The following is a 24,082-nucleotide window of genomic DNA, read 5'->3' as shown; positions in this document are numbered from 1 at the left end:
AATTTAATGAACAAATCGTGTTCAAAGTGTTGACATGAGTGGTGAGTCGGTCAAATACTGGGGAAGAGAGCGGAATAGGCCCGCAGGCATAACCAGCTGCTGCCGCCCACCGCACCCAGCCGTCAAACACTGCGAGGAACCAGCACATGACGTCCGCCACCACACCGGCAACAGCAGTACCCAGCACCGACGATCCAACTGCCGCCGCCCCCAGCGCCGCGGGTCTGGCCTGGGCGGCGAAGCTGGTCTCCTTCGACACCACCAGCCGCAATTCCAACCTTGCCTTGATCCACTGCATAGCGGACGAGCTCACCGCCCACGGGATCACCCCGGTCATCGTTCCCAGCCCCGACGGCACCAAAGCCAACCTCTTCGCCACGATCCCGGCCCGGGACGGCGCCGTCACCGGCGGTGTTATGCTCGCCGGCCACACCGACGTCGTACCCGTGGACGGCCAGGACTGGCACAGCGATCCTTTCACCCCCGAGATTCGCGAGGATCGGCTCTACGGCCGCGGCACCACCGACATGAAGGCCTTCAGCGGCGCCATCCTGGGTTTGCTTCCCGAGTTCCTGTCCCGCGAACTGTCCGAACCGCTGCACTTCGCCTGGACCTACGACGAAGAGGTCGGCTGCCACGGCGCAGTCATCCTGCTGACCGAGCTCGCTGCACGCGGGATCCATCCCCGGATTGCCTTCGTCGGCGAGCCGACCAGCATGCGTCCCGTCTCGGCGCACAAGAGCAGCCAGCTCTTCCGCGTCAGCGTCAGGGGCATCGCCGCCCATTCCTCCATGACCCCCACCGGTGTCAACGCCATCGAATACGCGGCCAGGTCCATTGCCTTTATCAGGTCGCTCGCCGACGAACACCGGCTGTCCGGCCCGTTTGATGACACCTTTGTGGTCCCCTACACCACCGCCAACGTGGGCCTGGTCAGCGGCGGTGCGGCAGTGAACACCGTTGCTGAACACTGCGACTTCGACTTTGAGTTCCGGACCATTCCGGGTGAGGACCCGGCGACGGTGATCTCCCGTATCGAGGAGCACCTGGCGCAGCTGCGGGCCGAAATCCAACAGGAGGACCCGGCCGCAGACATCCGGATGGAGCCACGGGGTACGGTCCCGGGGCTCAGCCCGGAAGGCCCGCGCGCCGCCCTGGAACTGGCCCAGCAGCTCAGCGGACACGCCGTCGAAGAGACCGTGGTCTACGCCACCGAGGCGGGACTTTTCCAGCGGGCCGGCATCGACACAGTGGTCTGCGGTCCCGGCAACATGGACCAAGGCCACACGGCCAACGAATACATCGAGCTTTCCCAGATCGCCGCGTGCGAGAGCTTTCTGCAGGCACTCTCCGCCCACCTCTCCCCAACCGAACGGACTGCCCAGCCATGAGCCATCAAACTGCCCCCAGCCTCGGTTCCGGTGACCAGGCTACCGGCCAGCGCCCGCCGGCCACCCAGGCGCTGGAACAAAAAAATGCCCGAAAAGCCGTCGTCGCCGCCTCGATCGGCAACGGACTGGAGTGGTTTGACCTGATTGTGTACGGCACGTTCGCCGTCACAATCTCCAAGTTGTTCTTCCCCACCAGCAATGAAGCCGCATCACTGCTGTTGACCTTCGCCTCGTTCGGGGTGTCCTTCATCATGCGCCCGCTGGGCGGCATCATCATCGGCCGTTACGCCGACAAGGCCGGACGCAAGGCCGGCATGCTGGTGTCCATCCTGGTGATGTTTGTTGGCACCTTACTGATTGTCGTGGCACCCACGGCCGCCGCCATCGGGGTCACCGCCAGCATCCTGGTGCTGGTCGCCCGGCTGCTCCAGGGCTTCGCCACCGGCGGGGAATTCGGCACGGCCACGGCCTACCTCATCGAGTACGCGCCGAACCGGAAGGCGTTCTACGGCAGCTGGCAGGTGGCCACCCAAGGCGCCGGCATCCTGCTGGCCGGAATCTTCGGTTTTGTACTCAACTCCTACCTCAGCACCCAATCGCTCGAGTCCTGGGGCTGGCGGCTGCCGTTCATCTTCGCGCTGGCCATCGGACCCGTGGGCTGGTACATCCGGTCCAAGATGGAGGAAACCCCGGAGTTTCTCGCCACCGAAAAGTCCACTTCGCCGCTGCGGGAGACGTTCATCGGCAACGGCGGCCGGCTCTGGGCGATCGTGGGTGTTGTATCGCTGGGATCCGTGGGCGTCTACATTGCCCTCTTTATGCCCACCTACGCGATCGTGAACCTGGGGATGCCGAAATCCGTGGCCTTCCTCTCCACCCTGATCTTCGGTGTGGTGATGAGCCTGGGTTCGCCGTTCATCGGCATGCTGGCGGACAAAGTGGGCCCGGCCCGGGTGATGACCTGGGCTGCTGCCGGCACAATCGTCGTCGGCATCCCGGCGTTTATGCTCCTCATCGCCGCGCCGGCCCTGCCCACCATGGTCGTGGTGGAACTGGTGCTCTCGGTATTGGCCACCAGCTACTTTGCACCGCTGCCGGCCATTATGTCTTCGATGTTCCCGGCCCGCATCCGCTCCACAGGGCTTTCCCTCGGCTACAACATCGGCGTCACAGTCTTCGGCGGATTCGCGCCCTTTATCCTGACCTGGCTGATCGGCACCACCGGTTCCCTGCTGGTGCCCGGGTTCTACCTGGTGAGCATTGCGGTCCTCGCCGCCGTGAGCCTGACCATTGCGCGGAAGGTCTACCGCCAGGCCTGAGCACTACCTGCCCGGGCCTGGCCGGGACTATTTCGCGCCAAGGTGCAGTTATGGAATCGGAGCCGGAACCGGTTCCGGCTGCAACGCGCTTCGGCGCGGACGGGAAGAGACGATCACGTGAAAACAACACTTGCCGAGGGAGTCGGCTTCCGCTCCAAACGCGGGCCCATCCTGATAGCCCTGATGCTTTCGACCGGCCTGGTGGCGATCGACTCGACGATCGTCGCGACCGCCGTTCCCTCGATTGTGCATGACGTTGGCGGATTCACGTCCTTTCCGTGGCTCTTTTCCGCCTACCTGTTGGCCCAAGCCGTCTCGGTTCCCGTCTATGCAAAGCTCTCCGACATCGTGGGCCGCAAACCGATCATCCTGATCGGGATCGGGTTGTTCCTGCTCGGTTCGATCCTGTGCGGGCTCGCCTGGAGCATGCCGGCCCTCATTGCGTTCCGTGTGCTGCAGGGACTGGGCGCCGGGGCGGTCCAGCCGATGGCCATCACCATCGCCGGCGATATCTACACACTGACCGAACGGGCCAAGGTGCAGGGCTACCTGGCCAGCGTCTGGGCTGTCTCCTCAGTCGTGGGTCCAACGCTCGGGGGCGTGTTTTCCTCGCTGGGCATCTGGCGGGGGATCTTCCTGGTGAACATCCCGCTGTGCCTCCTGGCCGGGTGGATGCTGATCCGGTCCTTCCACGAGGACATCGAGCGGGTGAAGCACCGCGTTGACTACTTGGGGGCGGGGTTGCTGACAGTCTCGCTCAGCCTGATCATCCTCGGCGCCCTCGAGGGCGGCCAGGCGTGGGCCTGGAACTCCGCGATCAGCATCGCCGTTTTTGCCGCCGGCGCAGTCTTGTTCGCAGCGTTTATCCTCGTTGAGCGGCGGGCAGCGGAACCGGTCCTGCCGCCGTGGGTGGTATCGCGGCGTCTGCTGGCGACGACGGCGATGATCTCCTTTGGCGTCGGAGCCATCATGCTGGGCCTCACCTCCTACGTGCCGACGTTCCTCGAAGGTGCCCTCTCCACCTCCCCGATCCTGGCCGGCTTGGCGCTGGCGGCGCTCACGATTGGCTGGCCGATCAGTGCCTCCCAGTCGGGCCGGGTCTATCTTCGGATCGGGTTCCGGCGGACCGCCATGATCGGCGTCGCGGTCACGGTCATCGGCGCAGCGGTGCTTGCCCTGACCGCCTCCACACCCAGCATTCTTTTAGTCGCCATAAGTTGTTTCATCGTCGGGCTCGGTCTTGGGCTGGTCGCGACCCCAAGCCTCATTGCCGCCCAGTCAAGCGTCGAATGGAACGAGCGCGGGGTAGTCACCGGCACCAATCTCTTCGCCCGCTCGATCGGCAGCGCCATCGGAGTGGCAGTCTTCGGGGCGGTTGCCAACGCGATCTACTCCGGCACCCCGGGCGGCAGCACGGATCCGCACACCATCGTCTCGGCCTCCGGGGCAGTGTTCCTCTCGGTGCTGGTCGGGGCAGTGCTCACGGTGATCGCCGTCATCGCCATGCCGGCCACCAGCCACAACGCAGGTTCAGCCGGGCAGCACCGCCGCGCCGAGGCAATCGAAAACTAGCCGGCGGCATCGGTTGTCCCAGCTGGTCACAGGGGGCTGAAATACTGGGCCCATGATGCTCGCCGCACTGGACCTGCCCGGTGGACCCTTTACGATCCGGAAAGCCGAACCCTCCGACGTCGGCCCGATTTTGCGGCTCCTGGCGGACGACCAGCTCAGGGCCTCCACCGACTCGGTAGCGGCCGAGGCCCGGGGGCCGTACGATCGCGCCTTTCAAGCCATTGACGCCGATCCTGCGCAACTGCTGGTCGCCGTCGTGACGACTGATCGGGAGGTAGTTGGGACGATGCAGCTGACATTCATCCCCGGACTCGCCCGTGGTGGGGCGACTCGACTGCAGATTGAGGCGGTGCGGGTCCGGGCGGACCTGCGGAGCAACGGACTCGGGGGCGCCATGATCAGCTGGGCTGTCAACGAAGGCCGCCGGCGAGGCGCAAGACTGGTCCAACTCACGTCCGACGGCTCCCGGGTCGCGGCGCACCGGTTCTATCAGCGGCTTGGCTTCGAAGCGTCGCACCTCGGTTTCAAACTTATGCTCTGAGGGCCCGCTTCGAGTCTCTTAGCCGACCAGGCTCAGTACCGCCTGCGCAAACGCGTCCGGGTCCTCCTGCGGCACGTTGTGCCCAATGCCCGGAAGGACCCGGTGGCGGTAAGGGCCGGTGAAGTGCCCCCTGCCGGCTGCCGCCGCGGGGCCGCCGACTCCGTCGTCCCCGCTTTCGAGTATTACCGTTGGAACGCTGATCTGCGGCTCCCGGGCGATCAGCTCCTCAAGCCCTTGGTACCGGGGGTCGCCGTCGACCAGCCCGTAGCGGTGGCGGTAGGAGTGGATGACAACGTCGACGAAGTCGGGGTTGTGCAGGCTCGGGGCGCTCGCGGTGAAGGCCTGCCGCGCACCATCCCAGCCGGGCGACCAGGTACGCCACAACAGCCCGCACAATTCCTCGCGGTTTAGTTCCAGCCCGCGGCGCCCCCGCTCCGAGTGGAAATAGTACTGATACCAGTAGCTTCGCTCCCATTCCGGGAGGGCAGGCTCGCCGGACCGGGCAAGGTTGTGCATGTTGTAGCCGCCCACGGAGACGAGGCCGGAAACCCGTCCGGGCTCCAGGGCCGCCACGACGCAGGCCGCCCTGCCGCCCCAGTCGTAGCCTGCCACGACGGCCTGGCCGATGCTGAGGGCATCCATAAAGTCGATGAGATCCTGGCCGAGGGCGGCCTGTTGGCCCGAGCGGATGGTCGTGGGGTCGAGGAACCGGGTCGGACCGAACCCGCGGAGGTAGGGCGCGAGCACATACGCGCCCTGGCCGGCGAGGACCGGAGCGACGTCGTCGAAGGCCCTAACGTCATACGGGAATCCGTGCAGAAGGATGACCGGGGTCCCGCCCGGGTCGCCCGCGGACTCGTATCCGATGTCCAGGACGGGCGTCTGAACGCGGCCGGAGGATAAAAAGCTCATGGTGCCATTCTGGCCCCGGCGGGGCGTTGCCCCCGGAACCTGCCGTGGGCGCGCCTGCCCGCCGATGGGATCGGGGCGGAGCCCCTGCCCCGCCGGAGTTCTCCTGCTGCCCGTGGAGTTATATGCGCCCCTTGAGGATCAGGTTCCAGTACATAAACGGAAGCCCGTAGCGCTTCAGCAGCCACATGTCGCTGCGTTCCTTCGTGGTGTCGATGAACGGAATGCTGGGGGCGGGCTGCAAAGTGTAATCAAACTCCGCCAGCAGCATTTTCCCCCGCGCCGTGGTCAGCGGGCAGGAGGAGTACCCTCCGTACTGGGCGGCCGGGGCTTGCCCTTCAATGGCAGCCAGCAGGTTCTTCACCAGCACCGGGGCCTGCTTGCGGATCGCAGCGCCGGTCTTCGAGTTCGGTGTAGACCCCGCGTCGCCCAGGGCAAAAACTTCCGGGTACCGCTTGTGCTGCATGGTGTGCTTGTCAACGTCCACGTAGCCGGCGGGGTTGGCCGGGTCCGCCAGCGGGGTGCGCTTGAGCCAGTCCGGCGCAGACTGCGGCGGCACAACGTGGAGCAGGTCGTAGTGCAAGGATTCCTGGGAGCCTGCCGCATTGTCAGTAATCACTGCCACGCCAGCGGCCGGGTCCACAGAGGTCATCTCGCTGTTGAAGCGGACTTCGATGCCGTACTTGGCCACCACCCGCTCAAGCTCATCGGCGAACACCTTGACCCCGAACATACCCGGCGTCGGCAGAACCATCACGACCCGGATCTTGTCCAGCACCCCCTGCTTTTGCCAGTAATCGGCGGCCAGGTACGCGATCTTCTGCGGCGCGCCGGCGCATTTGATCGGCCCTGAGGGCTGGGTGAAAACGGCCGTTCCGGACTTCAGGTTCCTGATCATGTCCCAGGTCTTTGGTGCCAAGTCGAAGCGGTAGTTGCTGGAGACGGTCGGCGACTCCAGGGCCTGGGCCATGCCCGGAATCTTGTCCCAGTCCAACTGGATGCCGGGACAGACCACCAGATAGTCATAGGTGACGGATCCGCCGGACGCCAGTGCGACGCTTCGCCGCTCAGGGTCAATATCCGTCGCGGCGTCCTTGATCCACGCAACTCCCTGCGGCATTACGGTTGCCTGTGGACGGACCGACTCCGTCTGGCTGGCCGAACCGCCTCCCACCAGGGTCCATAACGGCTGATAGTAGTGGTGCTCGCTCGGCTCAATCAGGCCGATATCAGTCCGGCCAGCATGGCGGAGCCGGGCGGCGACACTCAGTCCCGCATTGCCGCCTCCGACGATCAGGATCTCGTGATGCATAGTCATGGATAAGACGCCTCTCTCGAACCGGGCGTCGCTTCAGCGCGGACGCCGTTCTCTTCGTGTTGCTACACACTGTGATGCCAACCACTCTATACCCTGGGGGGTATTTTTGCATAGCTTCACCAGAGGCGTGAACCGGAAGATCCTCCCGGCCTGATCCGGGGCCGCTGCGGGCGCCTACGCCTGCCTGACGATATCGACCGAGATCTCCACCGCCGGAGCGGCCCCCCTGTTCTCCAGCCAGTGAATGGTGTTCCCGTCCTCGGGCCAACCCATTCCCGGGCCATAGTCCGTGGCCGCTCCATTGCGATGGTCGGTGATGGTTCCTTGCAGGATGTAGACCATGCCGGGCCGGTCTTTATGGTCATGCACAGGGCCGAAGACGCCTCCCGGCTCGATGGTCACCATCCGCATCCGGAGCAGGCGTCCTGCCATGCCTTCGATCTCGGGCCCCAGGTCAACCGTTCCCAGCAGCTGCGCCGCAACACCTTTTGTCTTCGGTGCCGCCTGCTCTTCGCTCATGGTGCTCTCCTCTGTCCTTGCTGTTGCGCCCGCCGGCACCCGGAGTCTGCACGGCTACGGCAAGGACCTCTCGGCCCGGGCGACGGACTGTTGGCTGTATTAGCTGGTCTACTCCGAAAACGGTTCCTGCATCAAGACCGCCTGCCAAGGAAAAGGAACCGCCTCCGGCGCGTGGCCGGAGGCGGTTCCTGGGGGTGCTGTGTTGAGGACGCGCAGGGACTGCGCGAGGGTGCCTACCTCTCGTCGTCCCTGCCGTGCTTTTCGTCATCGTCGTTCCTTTTTGTGATGGAGGCGACGGCGCCGGTGTTTTCGTCGAGCAGGACCTTGCCGGTGCGCTGCTTGTGGAAGTTGAACATCTCGTTCAGCGAGCCGGCCGCGGAGTCGGCGGAAGCGTCACCGATCCGTCCGGTCTGCCAGTTGTCCTCGATGAAGCGCAGGATCGAGGTTTGATCGGTCTCGGTGTGGTCTACGAACTTCTTCTTTGCGTAGGGGGAGATGATCACGAGCGGCTGGCGTGGGCCGGGTCCGCAGCGGTCAGCGTAGCCGCCCGCCAGCGGAACTCCGCTGGCGGCGGCGTCCGTGCACCAGGCGGCGTCGTCTTCAGTGTTGGAGGAGTTCTTCACCTTGGCGGCGACATGGTCGTACCAGCCGTCCGAGTCGTCGTAGGCGAGCACCACGGCCGTATCCTCCCAGTTCTTGGAATTCTGGATCTGGTTGACGGTGCTGGTAATGAAGTTCTGCTCGTCGATGGGGTCGGAGTAGGCGGCGTGGCCGTCCTGGTACATGCCCGCCTTTAGGAAGGACACGGCGGGCATGTTGTCGGTGTTGACCACCGTGTTGAACGCCGTGAGGTCGTACTGGTGGTTGGCCTGGCCGTTGTGGCCAATTTCCGCGTCCGACGCCGGGGCGACGTGGTGCGGGTTGGCGGTGGAAGCGTAGTACTGGAACGGCTGGTGGTGCGGGGAGTAGTCCACGACGTCGGCGCCCGCGGCGTTGGTGTGGCTGGACAGGCACGATGCAGGTGTGCTCCCGAACGCCGGGGTGGTGGGCGCGAAGCCGCCCTGGAACCAGCCCCAGGACGTGCCGTTGGAGTTAAGTAGGTCGCCGATGTTCTTGCCGTCTAGGCCGGCCAGGTTGTTGGTTTTGGCGTGGCTGTTGTTGGAGCAGTCGTCGTAGACCGGGTCCGGGTCGTTGATGATGGTGCCGACGCCCTTCGCGTCCGGCCGGCGGACGGTGTAGTCGCTGGCCGCCGGTTTAACGGGCTGGCCGGCCGCCGTGTATTCGGTGGCTCCGTGGGTCTGGCCGGAGACCAGGTTCAGCGCACCCGGAGTGGACGGTCCGAAGACGGTGCTGAAGTGGTTGTCGCTCATGGCGTAGTTCTGGGCGTAGTTCCAGATGCCGGTGACGGTGTTTCCGTCGTAGTAGTCCATTGTCAGCCCGCTGCGGCCGTACTGGTTGGTGCCGCAGGCGTCCCGGCTGGTGAACTCAACAAACTTGTCCATCAAGCCGCCGTTGTATGCCTTTTGCTCGGCGCCATAGTTGTGGTCCTGGTCGCAGGTGACGGCCTGCATGGGCGAGAGGCGGGCCGGCTGGGCAGTATTGGGGTTGTTCGGGGCTAGCAGGCCCGCGGTGGCCAGGGTGTCGATTTTCTTGGGCGTGCTCTTGGCGGCAGTGAAGGTGGCCGCCGGGGTGCCGGTGCCCTGTTGGGTTTCGCCGGGAATATTCGCGGCCTCCGGGTAGGTGGCGAAATAGTGGTCGAAGGAGACGTTTTCCTGAAAAATCACCACCACATGTTTGATCGGGGTCGCGGTTTCAGCGTGCTTATCTCCGGCCGAGGCCGGGGCGGCGCCGACGCCGATCAGGCCGGCTGCCAGCGTCGACGCGGCCAGAGCCGCGGCGCCGGTGACGGCGGCGAGGCGTTTTCGGGTGGAGCGTGCTGGATGAGGCATAGGGTGTCCATTCATTTATAGGAGGTGCAAGGGGCTTACTCGGTTGCGGTAACGGTGGCCTCGTAGCTGAGGATTTCGGTGCCGTTGCCCTCATCGCCGTTGTCGGGAGCCACCCTCATGGTGAGGTGGTCGCCGTCGGCGGTCATTTTGAACGGGTTGCGCGTCGCCGCGTGACCGGCGGTGGACCACTGCTGGAAGGGGACGTCGCGGAGTACACTGCGGGATTTGAGGTCGATCATCGCCATTCCGCCGAGTTCGTAGCTTGCGCCGGCTCCGCCGGACTGCGTGGCCTGGGGGAGGTTGGTGATCCCGCCGCAGAGCATTTTTGAGTTCGGCACGTACTGGCAGTCCTGGTAGTCGATGAAGTAGTTCGGGTTCTGCCAGCTAGCGAGCTGCCGGCCGTGCAGGTCCCATTCGGCGAAGCGTCGCGACCCCCAGGTGTTGCCGACGAGGTGGCCCGTCTGCTTGTCCATCACGATGCCGCCAAAGTGGTCCTTGACCTCGAATTGCTTGTGCACCTCGAGGCTGCTCGCGTCCACCCGGTAGACGATGGCGCTGCTGTTGGGCCGGTACTGGGCAACCGGCACCCAGACGTTGGTGCCGTCGAAGTCGATGCCGCCGGGGTGGTACATGTCGCCCTCGCCAAGGATGATGTCCTTCTGGAGGTTCCCGGCGTTGTCCATCACAAACAGGTGGCCGACGCCCTTGCCGGGCGTACGGTCAAAACCGTCCTGTGTGGCGGGCAGCTTGGTGGTCGGTTCCAGGATCTGGACAGCCGAGAGGAAAATGTGGTCCTCACTGAAGGCGATTCCTTCGGTGTGGTACGTGGGAAAGTCCAACTTCAGCTTGCCGGTCTGCTGCCAGGCTGTGGCACGGTCGACGCCGCTGAACGCCTCGGACAGTGCCGTGTCAGTTACGTGGTGGCTGCCGGCGTCGCCCCCGCCGTGCTGATCGTTGTTGCCGGCGGCCTGGGCGGCCTGGGCGGCCGCAGTGCCGCCGATTGCGGCCGCTGTCAGGACGATGGCTGCGGCTGCCGTGAGGATGCCTCGGGTGCGAGTCGTGCTCATGGGGGAGCCTTTCAAAGGGTGGATCTCAACAGGACCCGGCCAACGTACTCAGTGGTAATGAACCCATTGTGGAGTGGCGGTGAACGGCAGGGATCGACGATTGGCCAGTATCCGGGCCGTACAGCAGCCGGAAACACAAAAGCAGGAACCGGGAGTCCTTCCGGTTCCTGCTTTTGTGCCGTGCATCAGCGGCTGGAGCCGAGGGCTGCCCGCGCCTCCTGTTTGCGTTCAGCGAGTTCCTTGCGCGCCACCAGCGCCTCGTCCTGGCTGACGGCAACGAATCGGGTGGAGGTCCCGGGAGCGGCACGGGCAACCAGATCCATGTCGGCGCTGATGACGGTTCCCACCATGGCGTAGCCGCCGCCGGAGACAGCATCGCGATGCAGGATGATCGGCTGGGTACCGCCGGGAATCTGGATGGAGCCGACGGCGTAGCCGGCGTCCACAATGTTGGACGGATCGGAACCGGCCCCAAAAGGCTGCTCGCGCTCTATCCATTTCACGCCGGGGCCGGAGTACCGCAAGCCCATCCGGTCAGCCACCGGGGTCACTTTCCACTCGCCGTTCAGGAGATTGTCCAGTCCTTCGGCGGTGAGGCGGTGGTCGTACAGGCCAAGGACTATCCTGACGTCCTGTTCTTTTGCGAACCCTGGACGGAATTCTTCCGGAATCGTGTCGCCGTTGGGTACAACACCGCCGTTCAGCGGAATTCCGACCGGAACCTGGTCGCCGGCCTCCAGCTTGCGGCCATGGAAGCCGCCGATCGCGCCCAGGCTGTAGGTGGACCGGCTGCCGAGCACCTCGGGAACGTCGACGCCGCCCTGGACAGCGATGTAGTAGCGCGTCCCGCCGCGGATAACCCCAAAGCTCAGCTCATCTCCGGCGCCCAGCCGCAGCCGCGTCCACTGGGGGCGGGCTTCGCCGTTGACTTTCACCTCCACTGGAGCCCCGGTGATGGCGACGACGGCGTCCTCGCCGGTGGTCAGCACCGGGCCCAGATACGTGCATTCCAGGACTGCTTCCCGGGCGGTGTTGCCTACCAGGGCATTGCCAAGTTCGGCAGAGTACTGGTCCATGGATCCGCTCTGCGGGATGCCCACGTTGTAGTGGCCGGTGCGGCCCTGGTCCTGGACCGTGGTGGCAAGCCCGGGGTTCTTGATATCAAATGCCATTGAGGGCCCCCATAAGTTCCTGGTTGTACGCTTCGGGATGGGCCAGCGCCTTGGACACATCGAATGTCACGGGCGCCTGCCGGTAGCGGAAGGTCCCCGCCGAGATCTCGGCCTGGATGGTGTTGTATTCGGCTTCCGTGACCGGCTTGAACTTCACGATGTCGCCCGGCCGGAAGAAGACCATAAAGTCCTTGAAGTCAGCCAGTGCCTGGGCCGGATCGAAAATCGGCGCGGCGGCTACCCCGAACATCTGGTAGCCCCCGGCACCCCGCACGGAGTAGATGCAGCCGAAGCAGCCGCCGTGGCCCACCGTCAGCTTGGGCGTATCGGTGCGGGGACTCAGATACTTTGGCACTTCCAGCTGCTTGTCCTGCTCAACTAGCTGGAACAGGAACGGCAAGCCGGCGACGAATCCAACCATGGTGACAAGCCACGGCTGCTCATGATGGCGCTGGATGAATTCGGCGGCGTCCTTGAGGTTGTTGACCTTTGCTGCGTAGTCGATGTCCGTGCCGTCCGGCTCCTGATGGAAGCCTTCGCGGAACCGCCCGGCCACCTCTGCGGTGAAGGGATCGTCGTACCAGACCGGGACTTCGACGATCCGGGTTTCCAGGGCCCGATCCTCCTGATGGGACAGGTCCCCTTCAATAGTCCGGACGGTCTTTTCCAAGGTCGACGGCGGCAGGACGTCAGGATCGAACCGCACCAGCAGCGAAGCGTTGGCAGGACAGACATCCACGATGCCCGGCAATTCCATGGCTGAAAGCTTCGCGGCAATGGACATCACCTTGAAATTGGCGGCCAGGCTCATGGACTCCGAAACTTCAACGAACAGGAATTCGTCCCCGCCCCAGGTGTAGCGAGCCTCCGGTACTGCAGGTGCGGGGCTATTCATGGCGCCTCCATTAGATCGGCAACGGTTTCTATGAACTTCGAGTGGTGGCTGACCGCGGCGAATTCGGGCCTGGCCAGCAACAGCTTGTGCACCGGGATCGTGGTTTTGACCCCTTCGATCACGGTCTGGTCCAGCGCAGCCAGCATGGCCTCAATGGCGGAGTCGCGGCTTTCCGCATGGACTATCAGCTTGGCAAGCATCGAGTCGTAGTAAGGGCTGACCGTGGATCCGGCCTCGACGCCGGTGTCCACCCTGATGCCGCCGCCTGCGGCCCAGTCCAAGGCGGTGATGAGGCCGGGGCTGGGGAAGAAGTTGTTCTCCGGGTCCTCGGCGTTAATGCGGCACTCGATGGCGTGGCCGGCAAACGTGATGTCCTCCTGCCGCAAGGACATCTCACCGGTGAATGCGATCAGCAGTTGTTCGCGGATCAGATCGACGCCCGTGATTTGCTCGGTGATCGGGTGCTCAACCTGAATTCTGGTGTTCATTTCGATGAACGCAGCTTCATGATTGACCGGGTCGTAGAGGAACTCGACTGTTCCGGCGCCGCTGTAGCGGCAATCGCGGGCGAGCTCCACGGAGGATTCCCGGATTCTTTCCCGGACAGTGTCCGGGAGGTCCGGCGCCGGAGCCTCTTCAATGACCTTCTGCGAACGCCGCTGCATGGAGCAGTCCCGGTCCCCGAGATGGATGAAACGCATTCCGTCGCCGAGGATCTGTACTTCTACGTGCCGGGCGTGCTGCACAAAACGTTCCAGATAGACTGTCGGGTCCCCGAATACGGAGGCCGCTTCGCCGCGCGCGATCTCGATGGTGTCCAGGAGCTCATCTTCGCTGTGCACAAAGCGGATGCCCCGGCCGCCGCCGCCGGCGGAGGCTTTGACGACGAGCGGATAGCCGACCCTGCGGGCGACCTCTACGGCGTCGGCATTCGGCTCCAGGGGTCCGTCCGACCCCTGGAGGACCGGGACGCCGGCTTTGCGGGCGGATTCCCTCGCCAAGGACTTGTTGCCCATCATTTCGATCGCGTCGGCATCCGGCCCCACCCAGATCAGGCCAGCAGCTGCGACCTTCCGGGCGAATACCGCGTTCTCGGAGAGGAACCCGTAGCCAGGGTGGACAGCATGGCAGCCGGTCTCCAGCGCCGCAGCGATGATGGCATCCTGGTTCAGGTAGCTGGCGGGGGCAGGAGCCGGACCCACCACAATCACGTGGTCGGCGGTCCGGGCAGCCAGGGACTCGACGTCGGCTTCGCTGGCAGCCAGGACCGTCTCGATTTCCATTGCACGGGCGGTTCGGGCAATCCGCACCGCGATCTCGCCGCGGTTGGCGATCAGCAGTTTCCTCATGGCTATCCCTCCCGGATGATAACGACGGCGTCGCCCGGGTTGACCATGTCGCCTTCCTTGACTTCAAAGGATTCCAGTGTTCCGGCGACATCGGACTGGATTTCGGTGAACTGCTTCATGATCTCGATAATGCCCAGGGTTTGTCCTACCTCGATGGTGTCGCCCTCATTGGCGAAGGGCGGCTTGCCCGGACCGGGCTTGCGGTAGAAGATGCCGGGAAGCGGGGAAATGATGGTTGCCACGGGGTGCTCTCTTTCGGGAAGTTGGATACTGCGGTTCAGGCCAGGACCGCACGAACGGCGCCGGCCACTGCAACGGAGTTGGGCGCGTCGGAGTGGACGCAGACGCTGCGGAAGGTGATGTCCAGTTCGGTTCCGTCAACGGCCAGGACGGGCCGTCCGGCCAGCGCCCCGCGCACCCGCTCGGCGGCGGCGTCGGGGTCGGTCGGAGCCGGGCGGCGTTGGATCAGCAGCTCCCCGGACGGACCGTAATTGAGGTCAACGTAGAGTTCGGGCACGAACTCGACGCCCATGGCCCGGCACACGGTTTCGTGGGCCGTCCCTGCAAGTCCGAAAAAGGGGACGCCGAACTGCGAAGCGGTTCCGGCGGCGGCCTGCATCAGTTCCTCGTCGCCGGCCAGCATTCCGTACAGGGCGCCATGGGGCTTGATGTGGTTTAGTTCCAGCCCGTGCTTTGCGAGGAACGCAGCCAGGGCACCGGTCTGGTAGAGGATGATCGACTCGACTTCACCGGGGCTCATGGTCATACGGCGGCGTCCGAATCCGACCAGGTCAGGGAGGCCAGGGTGCGCACCGACGGCCACGCCGTGCTCTGCGGCCAGCGCAACGGTCCGGTTCATCACGTCCGGATCGCCCGCGTGGTAGCCGCAGGCCACATTGGCGACGTCGATGATCCGCATAAGTTCTTCGTCGTTGCCGAACTCGTGGAGGCCCACGCCTTCGCCCATGTCGGAGTTCAGCAGCACCCGGCCTGGCGGGTAAGCGGGGGTGTCGGGAGTCACATTGCTTTGCATGGGTGCAACGCTACTCAGCATCGGGGCTCACGGATATTGTGCAGCTCGCTGAATTTGATTCCCTCACTTATGCTTACCGCACTAGCCAAAGATCTTGAGCCTGCCGTTCCTGGAGGATCCTTGCGAATTTCAGACCTGGTCGGAGATCCCGACCTCAACATCCGCCTGCGTGTTCCGGGCGGCGCCGGACGGCTGGCCAGGCCCATCACCTGGTGCGCCCCTACCGAGCACATGGACCCCACGCCGTTCCTCAGCGTGAATGCCCTGGTGCTGACCAACGGGATGGGCCTGAACGTTACAGACTTCAGGATCTGGGACGCCTACGTGGAACGGCTGGTCGCCGTCCCGGTCTCCGGACTGGCGTTTGGGCTGGGCGCCGCGCACCGCGAGCTGCCGGTCGGCCTGGTCCGGGCCTGCGAGACCCATGGCTTGCCACTGCTGGAACTCCCGCCGGAAGTGCCGTTTGTGCTGATCATGCGCCACGTGGACCGGGTGATCGCCGCCGAGCGCTACGAGGAGTTGCGCAAGGGCTGGGAGCTGGCGGATGAATGCACCCGGTTGGCCGCCGACGGGCATTCCCTGGCCGAGGTTTTGGAGCGGGTGGCGGACGCCGTCGACGCCAGGGTAGCGGTGATCGATCAAAATGCCTTCGAGCTCGTTGCCGCGGGCACGGCTCATGGCGGGACCACCCGGACCGCGCTTCGGCTGCCCAGCGGTGAATCCGCTCAATTCCGGCTGGCCATTGAGGGTATCGGGAGCAATATCGTCCTGCAGCCGATCCTGGGTCCGGTGGCTGCCGTCATTGGAATGCAGCTGAGTTATACACTCGGGTCGCATTCGCCACTGCATTCCGTCGAAGCCGCGCGGTTTATGGAGGCCCTCTACGAGGATCGCGGTGATCCTTCTACCCCGCTGCGACGCTATGCCCTCGAATCCGGCTGCGATCCCGACGGCGGCTGGGACACTGTGCTGGTCGGAAGTTCCGGCGAGGTGGCGCCCGCCAGGCTTCGTGCCATCGCCTGGCGGGCCCGGGTGGGCTTGCAGGGCGCCTATGGCACGGTCAGGTTTATGGAGGAGTCCGGGCTCACCACATTGCTGCTGCAGCATCGGCACGGACCTGCTGATCTGCTCGCTGCCGTCAGTGAGTTCTTTGTGGATGCCCCGGAATTGTCCGTCATCGTCGCGGAGTCCGCGAGCCTTGGCGAACTGCCGCTGACTCTGCAGCTGGCCCGGCGTCAGATGGGGCGGCCCGGGGTCCATCACGCGCCGCCGGCCGATCTCGCCGGCATAGTGCAGGGGCTGCCCAGCCCTGGTCTGGTGGCAATGTGCCAGCGGCTTCTGGCACCCTTGGCCGCCGATGGTGGTGGCGCCCTGCACGAGACCTTCGACGCCTACCTCCGCCACAGCGGAAATTCCGCCAGGATCTGCGATGAGCTTTTTATCCACCGAAACACCCTCAGCTACAGGCTGCGGAAGATCGAGGCGCTCCTGCAGCTGGATTTGTCCGACGGAGAGGTCCGGGCCACCTGCATGCTCGCCCTCAGCATCGTTGCCTCTTTGCAGCTCGACGCAAAGCTCGTCTAGTCCGGCGACGACGGCCGCGCGGACGACCCCGCACCGTTGGCGAGTCGTTTCTGCGCTGGTTTAGGCGCTGCTTTCCCGGACGCACAAGGTCGGCACCAGCTTCACGGACTCGACGTGTGCGCCGTCGAGCACCCCCTTTAGCAGCTGCACCGCCGTACGTCCGATATCCAGCATGGGCGAGCGGACGGAGGACAGTGGAATGGGCAGCTCCGCGGCCAGTGACGTGTCATTAAAGCCGACCACTGCCACATCGGTACCGACGGTGAGGCCATGGGACCGCAGCGCTCCCATGGCCCCGATCGCGGCGAAGTCATTCACGGCGAAAAGCGCCGTCGGGCGGGGACGGCAGTGCGTCAGGATGGTCTCGGCCGCTTCACGGCCCCCGGCAGTATCGAACCGGGACCACACCACGGCGTTCCCGGGCAGCTTTCCCCCCAGCGAACGCCAGCGGTCGACGAAACCGGCCGTCCGGTCGACAGCCGTGCTGGCGTACGGCTCGCCGGCGATCACCGCGACATTCCGGTGCCCGGTCTTCCACAGGTGCTCGGCCACAAGCTCCCCGCCCAGGACGTCGTCGCAGGTAGCCGCCGGGTAGCCCGGGACGCGGCGGTTCATCAGCACAAACGGCACCTTCCGGTCGGTCATTTCCACCAGCAGCCCAGTGTCCAAATGAGCGTCACCGATGATCAGCCCGTCCACCCGCCGGGCGAGCATGGTGTCCGTCTTGCGTCGCTGTTCCTCAGGGTCATCGCGCGAGTTCATCACAAATGTCGAATAGCCCAGTTCCGCCGCGGCCTCGTCGATGCCCTCGTACATGATTGCCAGGACAAGGTCCGAAAGCCGGGGAACGATTACGCCCATGAGCCGGGTCCGCCGTGTCCGGAGGCCAGCCGCCTGGGGGTCGGGGGAGTAGCCGCGCTTCCGCGCCAGATCACGCACCCGCTCGGCCGTCGCCACGGAGGCGGCCCCCCGCGCAACGTCAGTGCCCGAGTGCAGGATCCGGGACACCGTCGACGGGTGGATCCCGAGCTCGTTGGCAAGATCCTTCAGCGTGACGGCCCGGCCATCGCCTGCGGCTTCGTTCATTCTTTCCCCCTGGCTCGGCTCATAAAGACGTCATCACCAAGACTGCCCGAAAACGTGCGGATCCCTGCTTCGTGAGCTCTTGACGTGCCGCACATCACATTCTATAGTCATCTCACCGGCTAACCCAATCGATTGGGTACCGAGCAGGCCGGAATCAGGCTGCGCAGTGTTTACACCCTCGAAACACCCGGAAGCATTTAGCCGAAACATCGCGGCGATAACTTTTTAGCCAACTACCCAATCGATTGGGTGCGCTTCAGGCATCAGGCGCTTAACTAACGGAGTGGAAATGACTGTCACAGATCTGCAGGGCCCCCACGTGGTGCTGTTGGCCACAGGAGGAACAATTTCTTCCCGCGCGGCCGAGGCCGGGGGTGCCGCTGTGGCGTCGGACACGGGCGAGCAGGTGTTCGCCGGCATGGGGATTCCGGCCCGGCATCCGGTCCGTGTGGTGGATGTTTTCCGGAAAGGTTCGTACCTGCTGACGGTTGAGGACATGATCGCCATCTGCGCCAAGGTCCGGCAGGCCCTTGCTCACCCGCAGGTTCTGGGAATTGTGGTCACCCACGGGACGGACACCATGGAGGAGACCGCCTACCTGATGGACCTCACCCACGATGATCCCCGGCCCGTCGTCTTTACCGGAGCGCAGCACCCCGCCGACTCCCAGGCACCGGACGGTCCCGACAATCTCGCCCGCGCGATTGCAGTCGCCGGCTCCCCGCAGGCGCGTGGAAAAGGCGTACTGCTCGCCTTCGCGGGGACCATCTACCCCGCGGCGGGAGTCCGGAAGAGCCACACAACGAGGCTCGATGCCTTCGCCAACCCGGACTTCGGCACGGCAGGATCGGTATCCGGTTCAGGTGACGTCAGCCTCGACCGTGCCCGGCCCGCATACGACCCGTTTCCCTTGCCGGGAGCGGCGGCCGGTTCACCCCGCGTGGACCTCATCGCCGCTTACCCCGGGTCCGACTCGACCCTGTTGCGGGCCAGCCTCCAGGCCGGGGCGGCGGGCATAGTGCTCCAGGGGACGGGTACTGGCAATGCCAACCGCACGATGTGCCGGGCAGTAGCGGACGCCAGCGCGGCCGGCGTCGTGGTGGTGACGAGCACGAGGGTGGAGGCCGGCGCCGTTGTGCCCAGGTACGGCGACGGCGGCGGTGAAGATCTGCGTGCCGCAGGCGCCATTTCCTCCGGCCTGCTCAGGCCATCCCAGTCCCTGGTCCTGCTCAGCCTGCTGCTCAGGCTCGGTACTCCCCAGCACCGCATTGCGGACACCTTCGCCCTCCGGGGCAAGGTCCCTTGACAGTTACCGCACCGAACCAAACCCCAATAACCAAAACCCAAGAAAAAGCGCAGTGAAAGGTTGATCTCATGACTAAGGACATCCAAGTCGCGTTCGGCGTCGACGTGGACGCCGTTGCCGGAATGCTCGGTTCCTACGGCGGCGAAGACTCCCCGTGTGATATCTCCCGGGGCCTGTTCAGCGGGGAAGTCGGCGGCCCGCGCCTCATCCGTCTTTTTGAGAAGTACGGACTTCCCGCCACCTGGTTCGTGCCCGGTCACTCGATCGAGACATTCCCGGAGCTGACCCGGATGATCGTGGACGCAGGCCACGAAATCGGCGTGCACGGGTACTCGCACGAGAACCCCATCGCCATGACCCGCGAGCAGGAGACGGCCATCCTGGACCGGTCCATCGAACTCATCGAAAAGGTCTCCGGCCGCCGTCCCACAGGCTATGTCGCACCCTGGTGGGAATTCTCCGGGGTTACCAATGAGATCCTCCTGGAACGCGGGATCAAATACGACCACTCCCTGATGCACCGCGACTTTGAGCCCTATTACGTCAGGGTCGGCGACAGCTGGAAGAAGATCGACTACACCAAAGACGCCGAAACCTGGATGGAACCGCTGGTCCGGGGGCGCGAAACCGACCTCGTGGAGATCCCGGCCAACTGGTACCTCGATGACCTGCCTCCCATGATGTTCATCAAGGCATCGCCAAACTCGCACGGCTTCGTCAGCCCCCGGGACATCGAACAGATGTGGAAGGACCAGTTTGATTGGGTCTACCGCGAAATGGACCAGGCGGTCTTCACCATGACCATCCATCCGGACGTCTCCGGCCGGCCCCAGGTCCTGCTGATGCTCGAACGCCTCATCGAACACATCAACTCCCACGAGGGCGTCAGCTGGCACACATTCGACCAGATCGCGGACTCCTTCCTCACCCGCAGCCCCCGAAAGGAAAACCAGTAATGACCATCCAGCAGCCTGCCGTCGATCTGACGCAACCCGCACCCGATGAGAAGCGCCGTTTCCCGGTCTTCTCCAAGCGCCACACCACCACAGCCACCGTTCTTGCCCTGCTCGCCTGGACCGTGGCCGTCTTCGACTACGGGCTCTTCGGCACCCTCTTGCCGGCCATGCAGGAGGAGTTCGGCTGGACGGCACCCGAAGCCTACGCGATCAACACCTGGATCGCTGTCGGCACCGCAGTCGTTGCTTTCGGGATCGGACCTGTTATTGACCGGCTCGGCCGTCGCAAAGGCATGATGGTCACCGTCGGCGGCACCGCCGTCGTCTCCGGCCTGACGGCTCTGATTCCGACTGGCATCCCGTTTCTGAGCAACGGGCTGCTGGTCCTGGTCCGTTCCTTCGGTGGGCTCGGATTCTCGGAACAGGCCGTCAACGCGACGTACATGAACGAGGTCTACCAGGTGACCGAGGTCGCCGATAAGCGCAAGCGCCCCGGCTTCCACTACTCCTTCATCCAGGGCGGCTGGCCGCTGGGCTTCCTGCTCGCCAGTGCCCTCGCCCTGGCCTTCCTGCCGACCCTCGGCTGGCGTGCCCTCTACCTGATGGCCACCGTTCCGGCAGCCATCATTGTGTGGGTCATCGCCCGGAAGCTCAAGGAGACCCCCCAGTTTGAACTGCACCACAAACTGACCGAACTGGAGAAGAGCGGCAAGTCCGCCGACGCCCACTCCTTGGCCCACGCCTACGGCGTCGAACACTCTTCCGCGGCACCGCTCAAGCGGATCTGGGAGCCGCAGCTGCGCCGGAACACCATCGTGTTCTCCCTGGCCTGGATCGTAAACTTTTTCGGCATCACCATCTTCAGTGTCCTCGGCACTTCCGTCCTGAAAAACGCGAAGGGCGTGGAACTCTCCGACGCTTTCTGGATGCTCATCGTGATCAACCTGCTGGCGTACTTCGGCTACGTCTTCCACGGCTGGCTCGGGGACAAGATTGGGCGCAAGCGGACCATCATCGGCGGCTGGATCCTCTCCGGCATTTCCTTCACGATCATGCTCAGCCCCATCGCCACGAGCCCGTTCATGATCATCCTCACCTACGGCGCCGGCCTGTTCTTCCTTGTCGGCCCGTACGCTGCGATCCAGTACTTTATGGCTGAGTGCTACCCCGTCAGTTGCCGAGCCACCGGCACCGCTTTCATCGGCGCCATGAGCCAGCCGGGCACCATCATCGGCGGGGCCATCTTCACCGCAATTGCCGCCGGAAGCGGGACCGGCACCGCAGCCGTCTGGGTGGGTGCGCTGGGAACGCTGGTTTCCGGCCTCCTGATGATCGCCGCTAAGCCGCCAACGGAGGCCTTGATGGAGGACCACCCGCACGAGGTCGGAGCATGAGCGCGGGAAAGGTCGCGATAATCACCGGGGCGGCCAGCGGAATCGGACGCGCGCTTGCCGTCTACTACGCCGGACACGGGGTGCGGTCGGTTATCGGAACCTTTCCCGGCGACCCGCACGACCCGCAGGAAACCCTCCGCTTGGTGCATGCGGCAGGGGGTGCGGGCGTCATCCACGAAGTGGATGTCCGCAGCACCCCTTCCGTCGATGCGTTCGCCGAACGCGCGGTCCAGGAGTATGGCCGGCTGGACTACGCGGTGGCCAACGCGGGAGTCCTGCGCAACTCGCCCCTGGGCCAAATGACCGACGAGCGCTGGCACGACATGCTCGACGTCGACCTCACCGGCGTGCTGCGAACCCTGCGGGCCGGGTCCGCAAGAATGACCGACGGCGGAGCAATGGTTGCGGTGTCGTCGATTGCCGGCGGCGTCTACGGGTGGGAAGAACATGCCCACTACGCGGCCGCCAAGGCCGGTGTGCTCGGGTTGATCCGCAGCGTGGCCGCGGAGCTGGGGCCGCGCGGCATCCGCGCCAACGCCGTCATCCCCGGGCTGATTGAGACGCCCCAGTCCCTGGACCCGGTGAATTCGCTGGGACCCGACGGCCTGCAGCGTGCCGGACGGGAGATCCCCTGGGGCCGGGTCGGCCGGCCGGAAGAGGTTGCCAGCGTGATCGGCTTCCTGACCTCCGATGACGCTGTTTACGTTACCGGCCAGTCGCTGATCGTCGACGGCGGTCTCACCATCAAGATGCGTGCCTGATTGGTATTGGAGGGAAAGCATGAACAACACTGACACCTCACCCAGAGCGTCAGGCCGGGCTGTGGTGGTTACGGGCGGAGCCAGCGGCATCGGCAAGGCCATCGCCGAAGCCTTTGCCGCCAATGGAGACAGAGTGGCTGTCCTGGACCGGTCCGGCGCGGCGGGAACAGTCGCCGTCGACGTCTCAGATGAAGCAAGCGTAAAAGCCGCTTTTGCGGCGGCGCGTTCGCAGCTCGGCAGCATCGACATTCTCGTCAACAGCGCGGGCCTGCTGACCGAATCGCGGCTGGAAGACATGACCCTGGCCATGTGGAACGAAACGGTTTCCGTTGACCTGACCGGGGTCTTCCTCTGCTGCCGCGAAGTCGTGGCGGAGATGCGGCAGCAGAAGTGGGGCCGCATCATCAACATCGCCTCCCAGCTGGCCATCAAGGGCGGAACCGGGCTCAGCCACTACAGTGCAGCCAAGGCTGGGGTGGTGGGGCTGACCAAGGCCCTGGCCCTGGAAACCGCCGGCGACAATGTGCTGGTCAACAGCATCGCCCCGGGGCCCATCGAAACGCCGTTGGTGGAAGGAATTTCAGCGGAGTGGAAAGCCGCCAAGCGTGCCGAACTCCCGTTGCTGCGCTTCGGGCTCCCGGCCGAGGTAGCGCCCACTGCGTTGCTTCTCGCGAGCGATCCGGGCGGCAACCTGTATGTCGGCCAGACGTTGGGACCAAATTCCGGTGACGTTATGCCCTAGAAAGGGAAGATTCTATGTGTGGTGCATGCGGACAAACTGTCGTAGCAGATCCCGTACTGGGCCCGGAGAGAACGATCCGGCAACACCTGATCGTCGCCCAAACGGTCAACGATGCCTGCCGGTCCTGGGCCGGGGCCTCCAAGGTGGCTGCCACCAGCGGGGGGTGGCTGGTGTCGGGGCCGACAGGTGCCATCGAAACCGTCTCGACGGTGGAAATGCTCTGGAGAGCTGTCCTGCGGGGCGCCACCGGCGCGCGGTCCCTGGAACTGCCTGACCTCTCAACCGGTCTCCCGGGACGGGATGCGGCGGACATTTCCGTACGCGTCCTGGCCCTTGGGCACCGACTATCGCAGGAACGTGCCACTGCGTCGGTCAACGGAGCCGGCCCGGGTTAAGTGCCCTAGGTGTTCTGGGCCGGGAGTTGCCGGTCTGCCTGGACTCAAGCGGGGGGAGCGGAAATCCTGGGTATCCCGGCCCTTGGAGGATGAAGTTCACGGCTGTCCGGGAGACCGGCTGCCCGGCCGCGACGCAGTCGACCTTGACTGAATGGTTCCGTAATTGCAGCGCCCGCTGGGACGTCTTGGGCCAGCTGTCGGGCCACCGAGGCGGGCCCGCCGGTGAGTACCTCGTCCTCTTTCGAGCTCCAGGAAGCGGCGTAGGGGATGAGAGCTTAACTGACGACGGCGGGAGGTTGAGGCCTCCCGCCGTCGTCAGTTGTTGCTGCTACAGATTGACCGTTTCGGTGTTGGCTGCGCCGTGGTTCAGGCTGAGCGTAAAGGTGTTGGGCCCGCTGGCGTGCACCGCGATGCTGCTTTTGGGCGTCTTGTGGCGGACCGAGAGATCGTGCACCAGGGCGTCCAGTTCGCTGTGCATGTTGGAGCGGTCCCAGAGCTTGTGGGTGACAGAGTTGGCAGTTTCAAACGTCATTGTTCAGTGCTTCCATTCATGTTCCGGATGTCCGGCTGCCGCAACGTTGCGGAGCCGCCGTGCGGCCACACCAGGAACGCCGTAGACCGTCGGGCGGCTCTGCGAGCTCACCGGTTTGGCTTCATTGCGTCCACCAGGATGGGTAAAACCGTCGCCCCTGATTCACTTCGGCGCCGGAGTCGGCGCGGTCAGCGGGCTGGCCCGGCGGGACGTTGGAGGCCCCTGCCGTGCCCTTTTATGATGCACAGTGCCGGGCTGGAGTCTCAAGCCGGATGGCCAATATTGCAGGGTG

Annotated in this window: 23 protein-coding genes; 11 read left to right on the top strand and 12 right to left on the bottom strand. The window is 64.8% G+C overall.

All coding sequences use genetic code 11. The features are described 5' to 3' along the window. The first annotated feature begins 146 nt into the window (after positions 1-146). The 4 genes from argE (at position 147) to QK287_RS01395 (ending at position 4,823) form a co-directional block, all read left to right on the top strand. Positions 147-1,391, top strand: coding sequence for an acetylornithine deacetylase (argE, locus tag QK287_RS01410; protein ID WP_282358803.1), 1,245 nt, complete (start codon positions 147-149; stop codon positions 1,389-1,391). Continuing rightward, complete coding sequence (locus QK287_RS01405) at positions 1,388-2,710, top strand: MFS transporter (protein WP_226775384.1); 1,323 nt, start codon at positions 1,388-1,390, stop codon at positions 2,708-2,710. Before argE ends, QK287_RS01405 begins: the two co-directional genes overlap by 4 nt. A 117-nt stretch (positions 2,711-2,827) precedes the next feature. Then, on the top strand, positions 2,828-4,282 hold the full coding sequence (locus QK287_RS01400; RefSeq protein ID WP_226775385.1) for an MFS transporter: 1,455 nt from the start codon (positions 2,828-2,830) through the stop codon (positions 4,280-4,282). Between the two features lie 52 nt (positions 4,283-4,334). Further along, positions 4,335-4,823 (top strand): GNAT family N-acetyltransferase, encoded by a 489-nt coding sequence (locus tag QK287_RS01395; protein ID WP_309485694.1) that lies wholly within the window; start codon positions 4,335-4,337, stop codon positions 4,821-4,823. Between the two features lie 18 nt (positions 4,824-4,841). On the opposite strand, the gene QK287_RS01390 is transcribed toward QK287_RS01395, so the two are convergent. The 10 genes from QK287_RS01390 to pxpA all read right to left on the bottom strand — a co-directional run bounded on the left by QK287_RS01390 (position 4,842) and on the right by pxpA (position 15,034). Next, positions 4,842-5,735 (bottom strand): alpha/beta hydrolase, encoded by an 894-nt coding sequence (locus QK287_RS01390; RefSeq protein ID WP_226775386.1) that lies wholly within the window; start codon positions 5,733-5,735, stop codon positions 4,842-4,844. A gap of 118 nt (positions 5,736-5,853) precedes the next feature. Continuing rightward, positions 5,854-7,050 (bottom strand): FAD/NAD(P)-binding oxidoreductase, encoded by a 1,197-nt coding sequence (locus QK287_RS01385; protein WP_226775387.1) that lies wholly within the window; start codon positions 7,048-7,050, stop codon positions 5,854-5,856. 174 nt (positions 7,051-7,224) lie between these two features. Then, positions 7,225-7,569 carry a cupin domain-containing protein gene (locus QK287_RS01380; RefSeq protein ID WP_226775388.1) on the bottom strand — a complete coding sequence of 115 codons (345 nt, stop codon included), beginning with the start codon at positions 7,567-7,569 and terminating at the stop codon, positions 7,225-7,227. Between the two features lie 233 nt (positions 7,570-7,802). After that, positions 7,803-9,518 carry an alkaline phosphatase family protein gene (locus QK287_RS01375; RefSeq protein WP_282358799.1) on the bottom strand — a complete coding sequence of 572 codons (1,716 nt, stop codon included), beginning with the start codon at positions 9,516-9,518 and terminating at the stop codon, positions 7,803-7,805. 35 nt (positions 9,519-9,553) lie between these two features. Continuing rightward, positions 9,554-10,585: a DUF6454 family protein gene (locus tag QK287_RS01370; protein WP_226775390.1), complete on the bottom strand. Its 1,032-nt coding sequence runs from the start codon at positions 10,583-10,585 to the stop codon at positions 9,554-9,556. 185 nt (positions 10,586-10,770) lie between these two features. Further along, positions 10,771-11,757 carry a biotin-dependent carboxyltransferase family protein gene (locus tag QK287_RS01365; RefSeq protein ID WP_226775391.1) on the bottom strand — a complete coding sequence of 329 codons (987 nt, stop codon included), beginning with the start codon at positions 11,755-11,757 and terminating at the stop codon, positions 10,771-10,773. Continuing rightward, a complete protein-coding gene (locus tag QK287_RS01360; protein ID WP_226775392.1) occupies positions 11,747-12,652 on the bottom strand; it encodes an allophanate hydrolase subunit 1 in 906 nt (301 codons plus the stop codon). The genes QK287_RS01365 and QK287_RS01360 overlap by 11 nt, the downstream gene beginning before the upstream one ends. Continuing rightward, a complete protein-coding gene (locus QK287_RS01355) occupies positions 12,649-14,001 on the bottom strand; it encodes an acetyl-CoA carboxylase biotin carboxylase subunit (protein ID WP_226775393.1) in 1,353 nt (450 codons plus the stop codon). The genes QK287_RS01360 and QK287_RS01355 overlap by 4 nt, the downstream gene beginning before the upstream one ends. A 2-nt stretch (positions 14,002-14,003) precedes the next feature. Further along, positions 14,004-14,243 (bottom strand): acetyl-CoA carboxylase, encoded by a 240-nt coding sequence (locus QK287_RS01350; RefSeq protein WP_226775394.1) that lies wholly within the window; start codon positions 14,241-14,243, stop codon positions 14,004-14,006. A 35-nt stretch (positions 14,244-14,278) separates the two neighbouring features. Continuing rightward, a complete protein-coding gene (pxpA, locus tag QK287_RS01345; RefSeq protein ID WP_226775395.1) occupies positions 14,279-15,034 on the bottom strand; it encodes a 5-oxoprolinase subunit PxpA in 756 nt (251 codons plus the stop codon). Between the two features lie 120 nt (positions 15,035-15,154). Here pxpA and QK287_RS01340 point away from each other — a divergent pair, with 120 nt between their 5' ends. Continuing rightward, positions 15,155-16,618: a PucR family transcriptional regulator gene (locus tag QK287_RS01340; protein ID WP_226775396.1), complete on the top strand. Its 1,464-nt coding sequence runs from the start codon at positions 15,155-15,157 to the stop codon at positions 16,616-16,618. A gap of 60 nt (positions 16,619-16,678) precedes the next feature. On the opposite strand, the gene QK287_RS01335 is transcribed toward QK287_RS01340, so the two are convergent. Continuing rightward, complete coding sequence (locus QK287_RS01335; protein ID WP_282358792.1) at positions 16,679-17,704, bottom strand: LacI family DNA-binding transcriptional regulator; 1,026 nt, start codon at positions 17,702-17,704, stop codon at positions 16,679-16,681. A 289-nt stretch (positions 17,705-17,993) separates the two neighbouring features. On the opposite strand from QK287_RS01335, the gene QK287_RS01330 reads away from it, so the two are divergent. The 6 genes from QK287_RS01330 (at position 17,994) to QK287_RS01305 (ending at position 23,258) form a co-directional block, all read left to right on the top strand. After that, a complete protein-coding gene (locus QK287_RS01330; RefSeq protein WP_226775398.1) occupies positions 17,994-19,010 on the top strand; it encodes an asparaginase in 1,017 nt (338 codons plus the stop codon). A 68-nt stretch (positions 19,011-19,078) separates the two neighbouring features. Next, on the top strand, positions 19,079-19,966 hold the full coding sequence (locus QK287_RS01325; protein WP_226775399.1) for a polysaccharide deacetylase: 888 nt from the start codon (positions 19,079-19,081) through the stop codon (positions 19,964-19,966). Next, a complete protein-coding gene (locus QK287_RS01320; RefSeq protein ID WP_226775400.1) occupies positions 19,966-21,360 on the top strand; it encodes an MFS transporter in 1,395 nt (464 codons plus the stop codon). The genes QK287_RS01325 and QK287_RS01320 overlap by 1 nt, the downstream gene beginning before the upstream one ends. Next, positions 21,357-22,121: an SDR family NAD(P)-dependent oxidoreductase gene (locus QK287_RS01315; protein ID WP_282358790.1), complete on the top strand. Its 765-nt coding sequence runs from the start codon at positions 21,357-21,359 to the stop codon at positions 22,119-22,121. The genes QK287_RS01320 and QK287_RS01315 overlap by 4 nt, the downstream gene beginning before the upstream one ends. A gap of 19 nt (positions 22,122-22,140) precedes the next feature. Continuing rightward, positions 22,141-22,863 (top strand): SDR family NAD(P)-dependent oxidoreductase, encoded by a 723-nt coding sequence (locus tag QK287_RS01310; RefSeq protein WP_282358788.1) that lies wholly within the window; start codon positions 22,141-22,143, stop codon positions 22,861-22,863. Between the two features lie 14 nt (positions 22,864-22,877). After that, positions 22,878-23,258: a hypothetical protein gene (locus QK287_RS01305; protein ID WP_282358786.1), complete on the top strand. Its 381-nt coding sequence runs from the start codon at positions 22,878-22,880 to the stop codon at positions 23,256-23,258. Positions 23,259-23,586: 328 nt separating this feature from the next. On the opposite strand, the gene QK287_RS01300 is transcribed toward QK287_RS01305, so the two are convergent. Then, positions 23,587-23,790 (bottom strand): hypothetical protein, encoded by a 204-nt coding sequence (locus QK287_RS01300; protein WP_282358784.1) that lies wholly within the window; start codon positions 23,788-23,790, stop codon positions 23,587-23,589. Positions 23,791-24,082 lie beyond the last annotated feature (292 nt).

This window comes from Arthrobacter sp. AL05 (genome assembly GCF_029960715.1).
Classification (GTDB): Bacteria; Actinomycetota; Actinomycetes; order Actinomycetales; family Micrococcaceae; genus Arthrobacter.
Note: the sequence above shows the minus strand (reverse complement) of the source record. Positions and strands in the feature narration are given on the sequence as shown.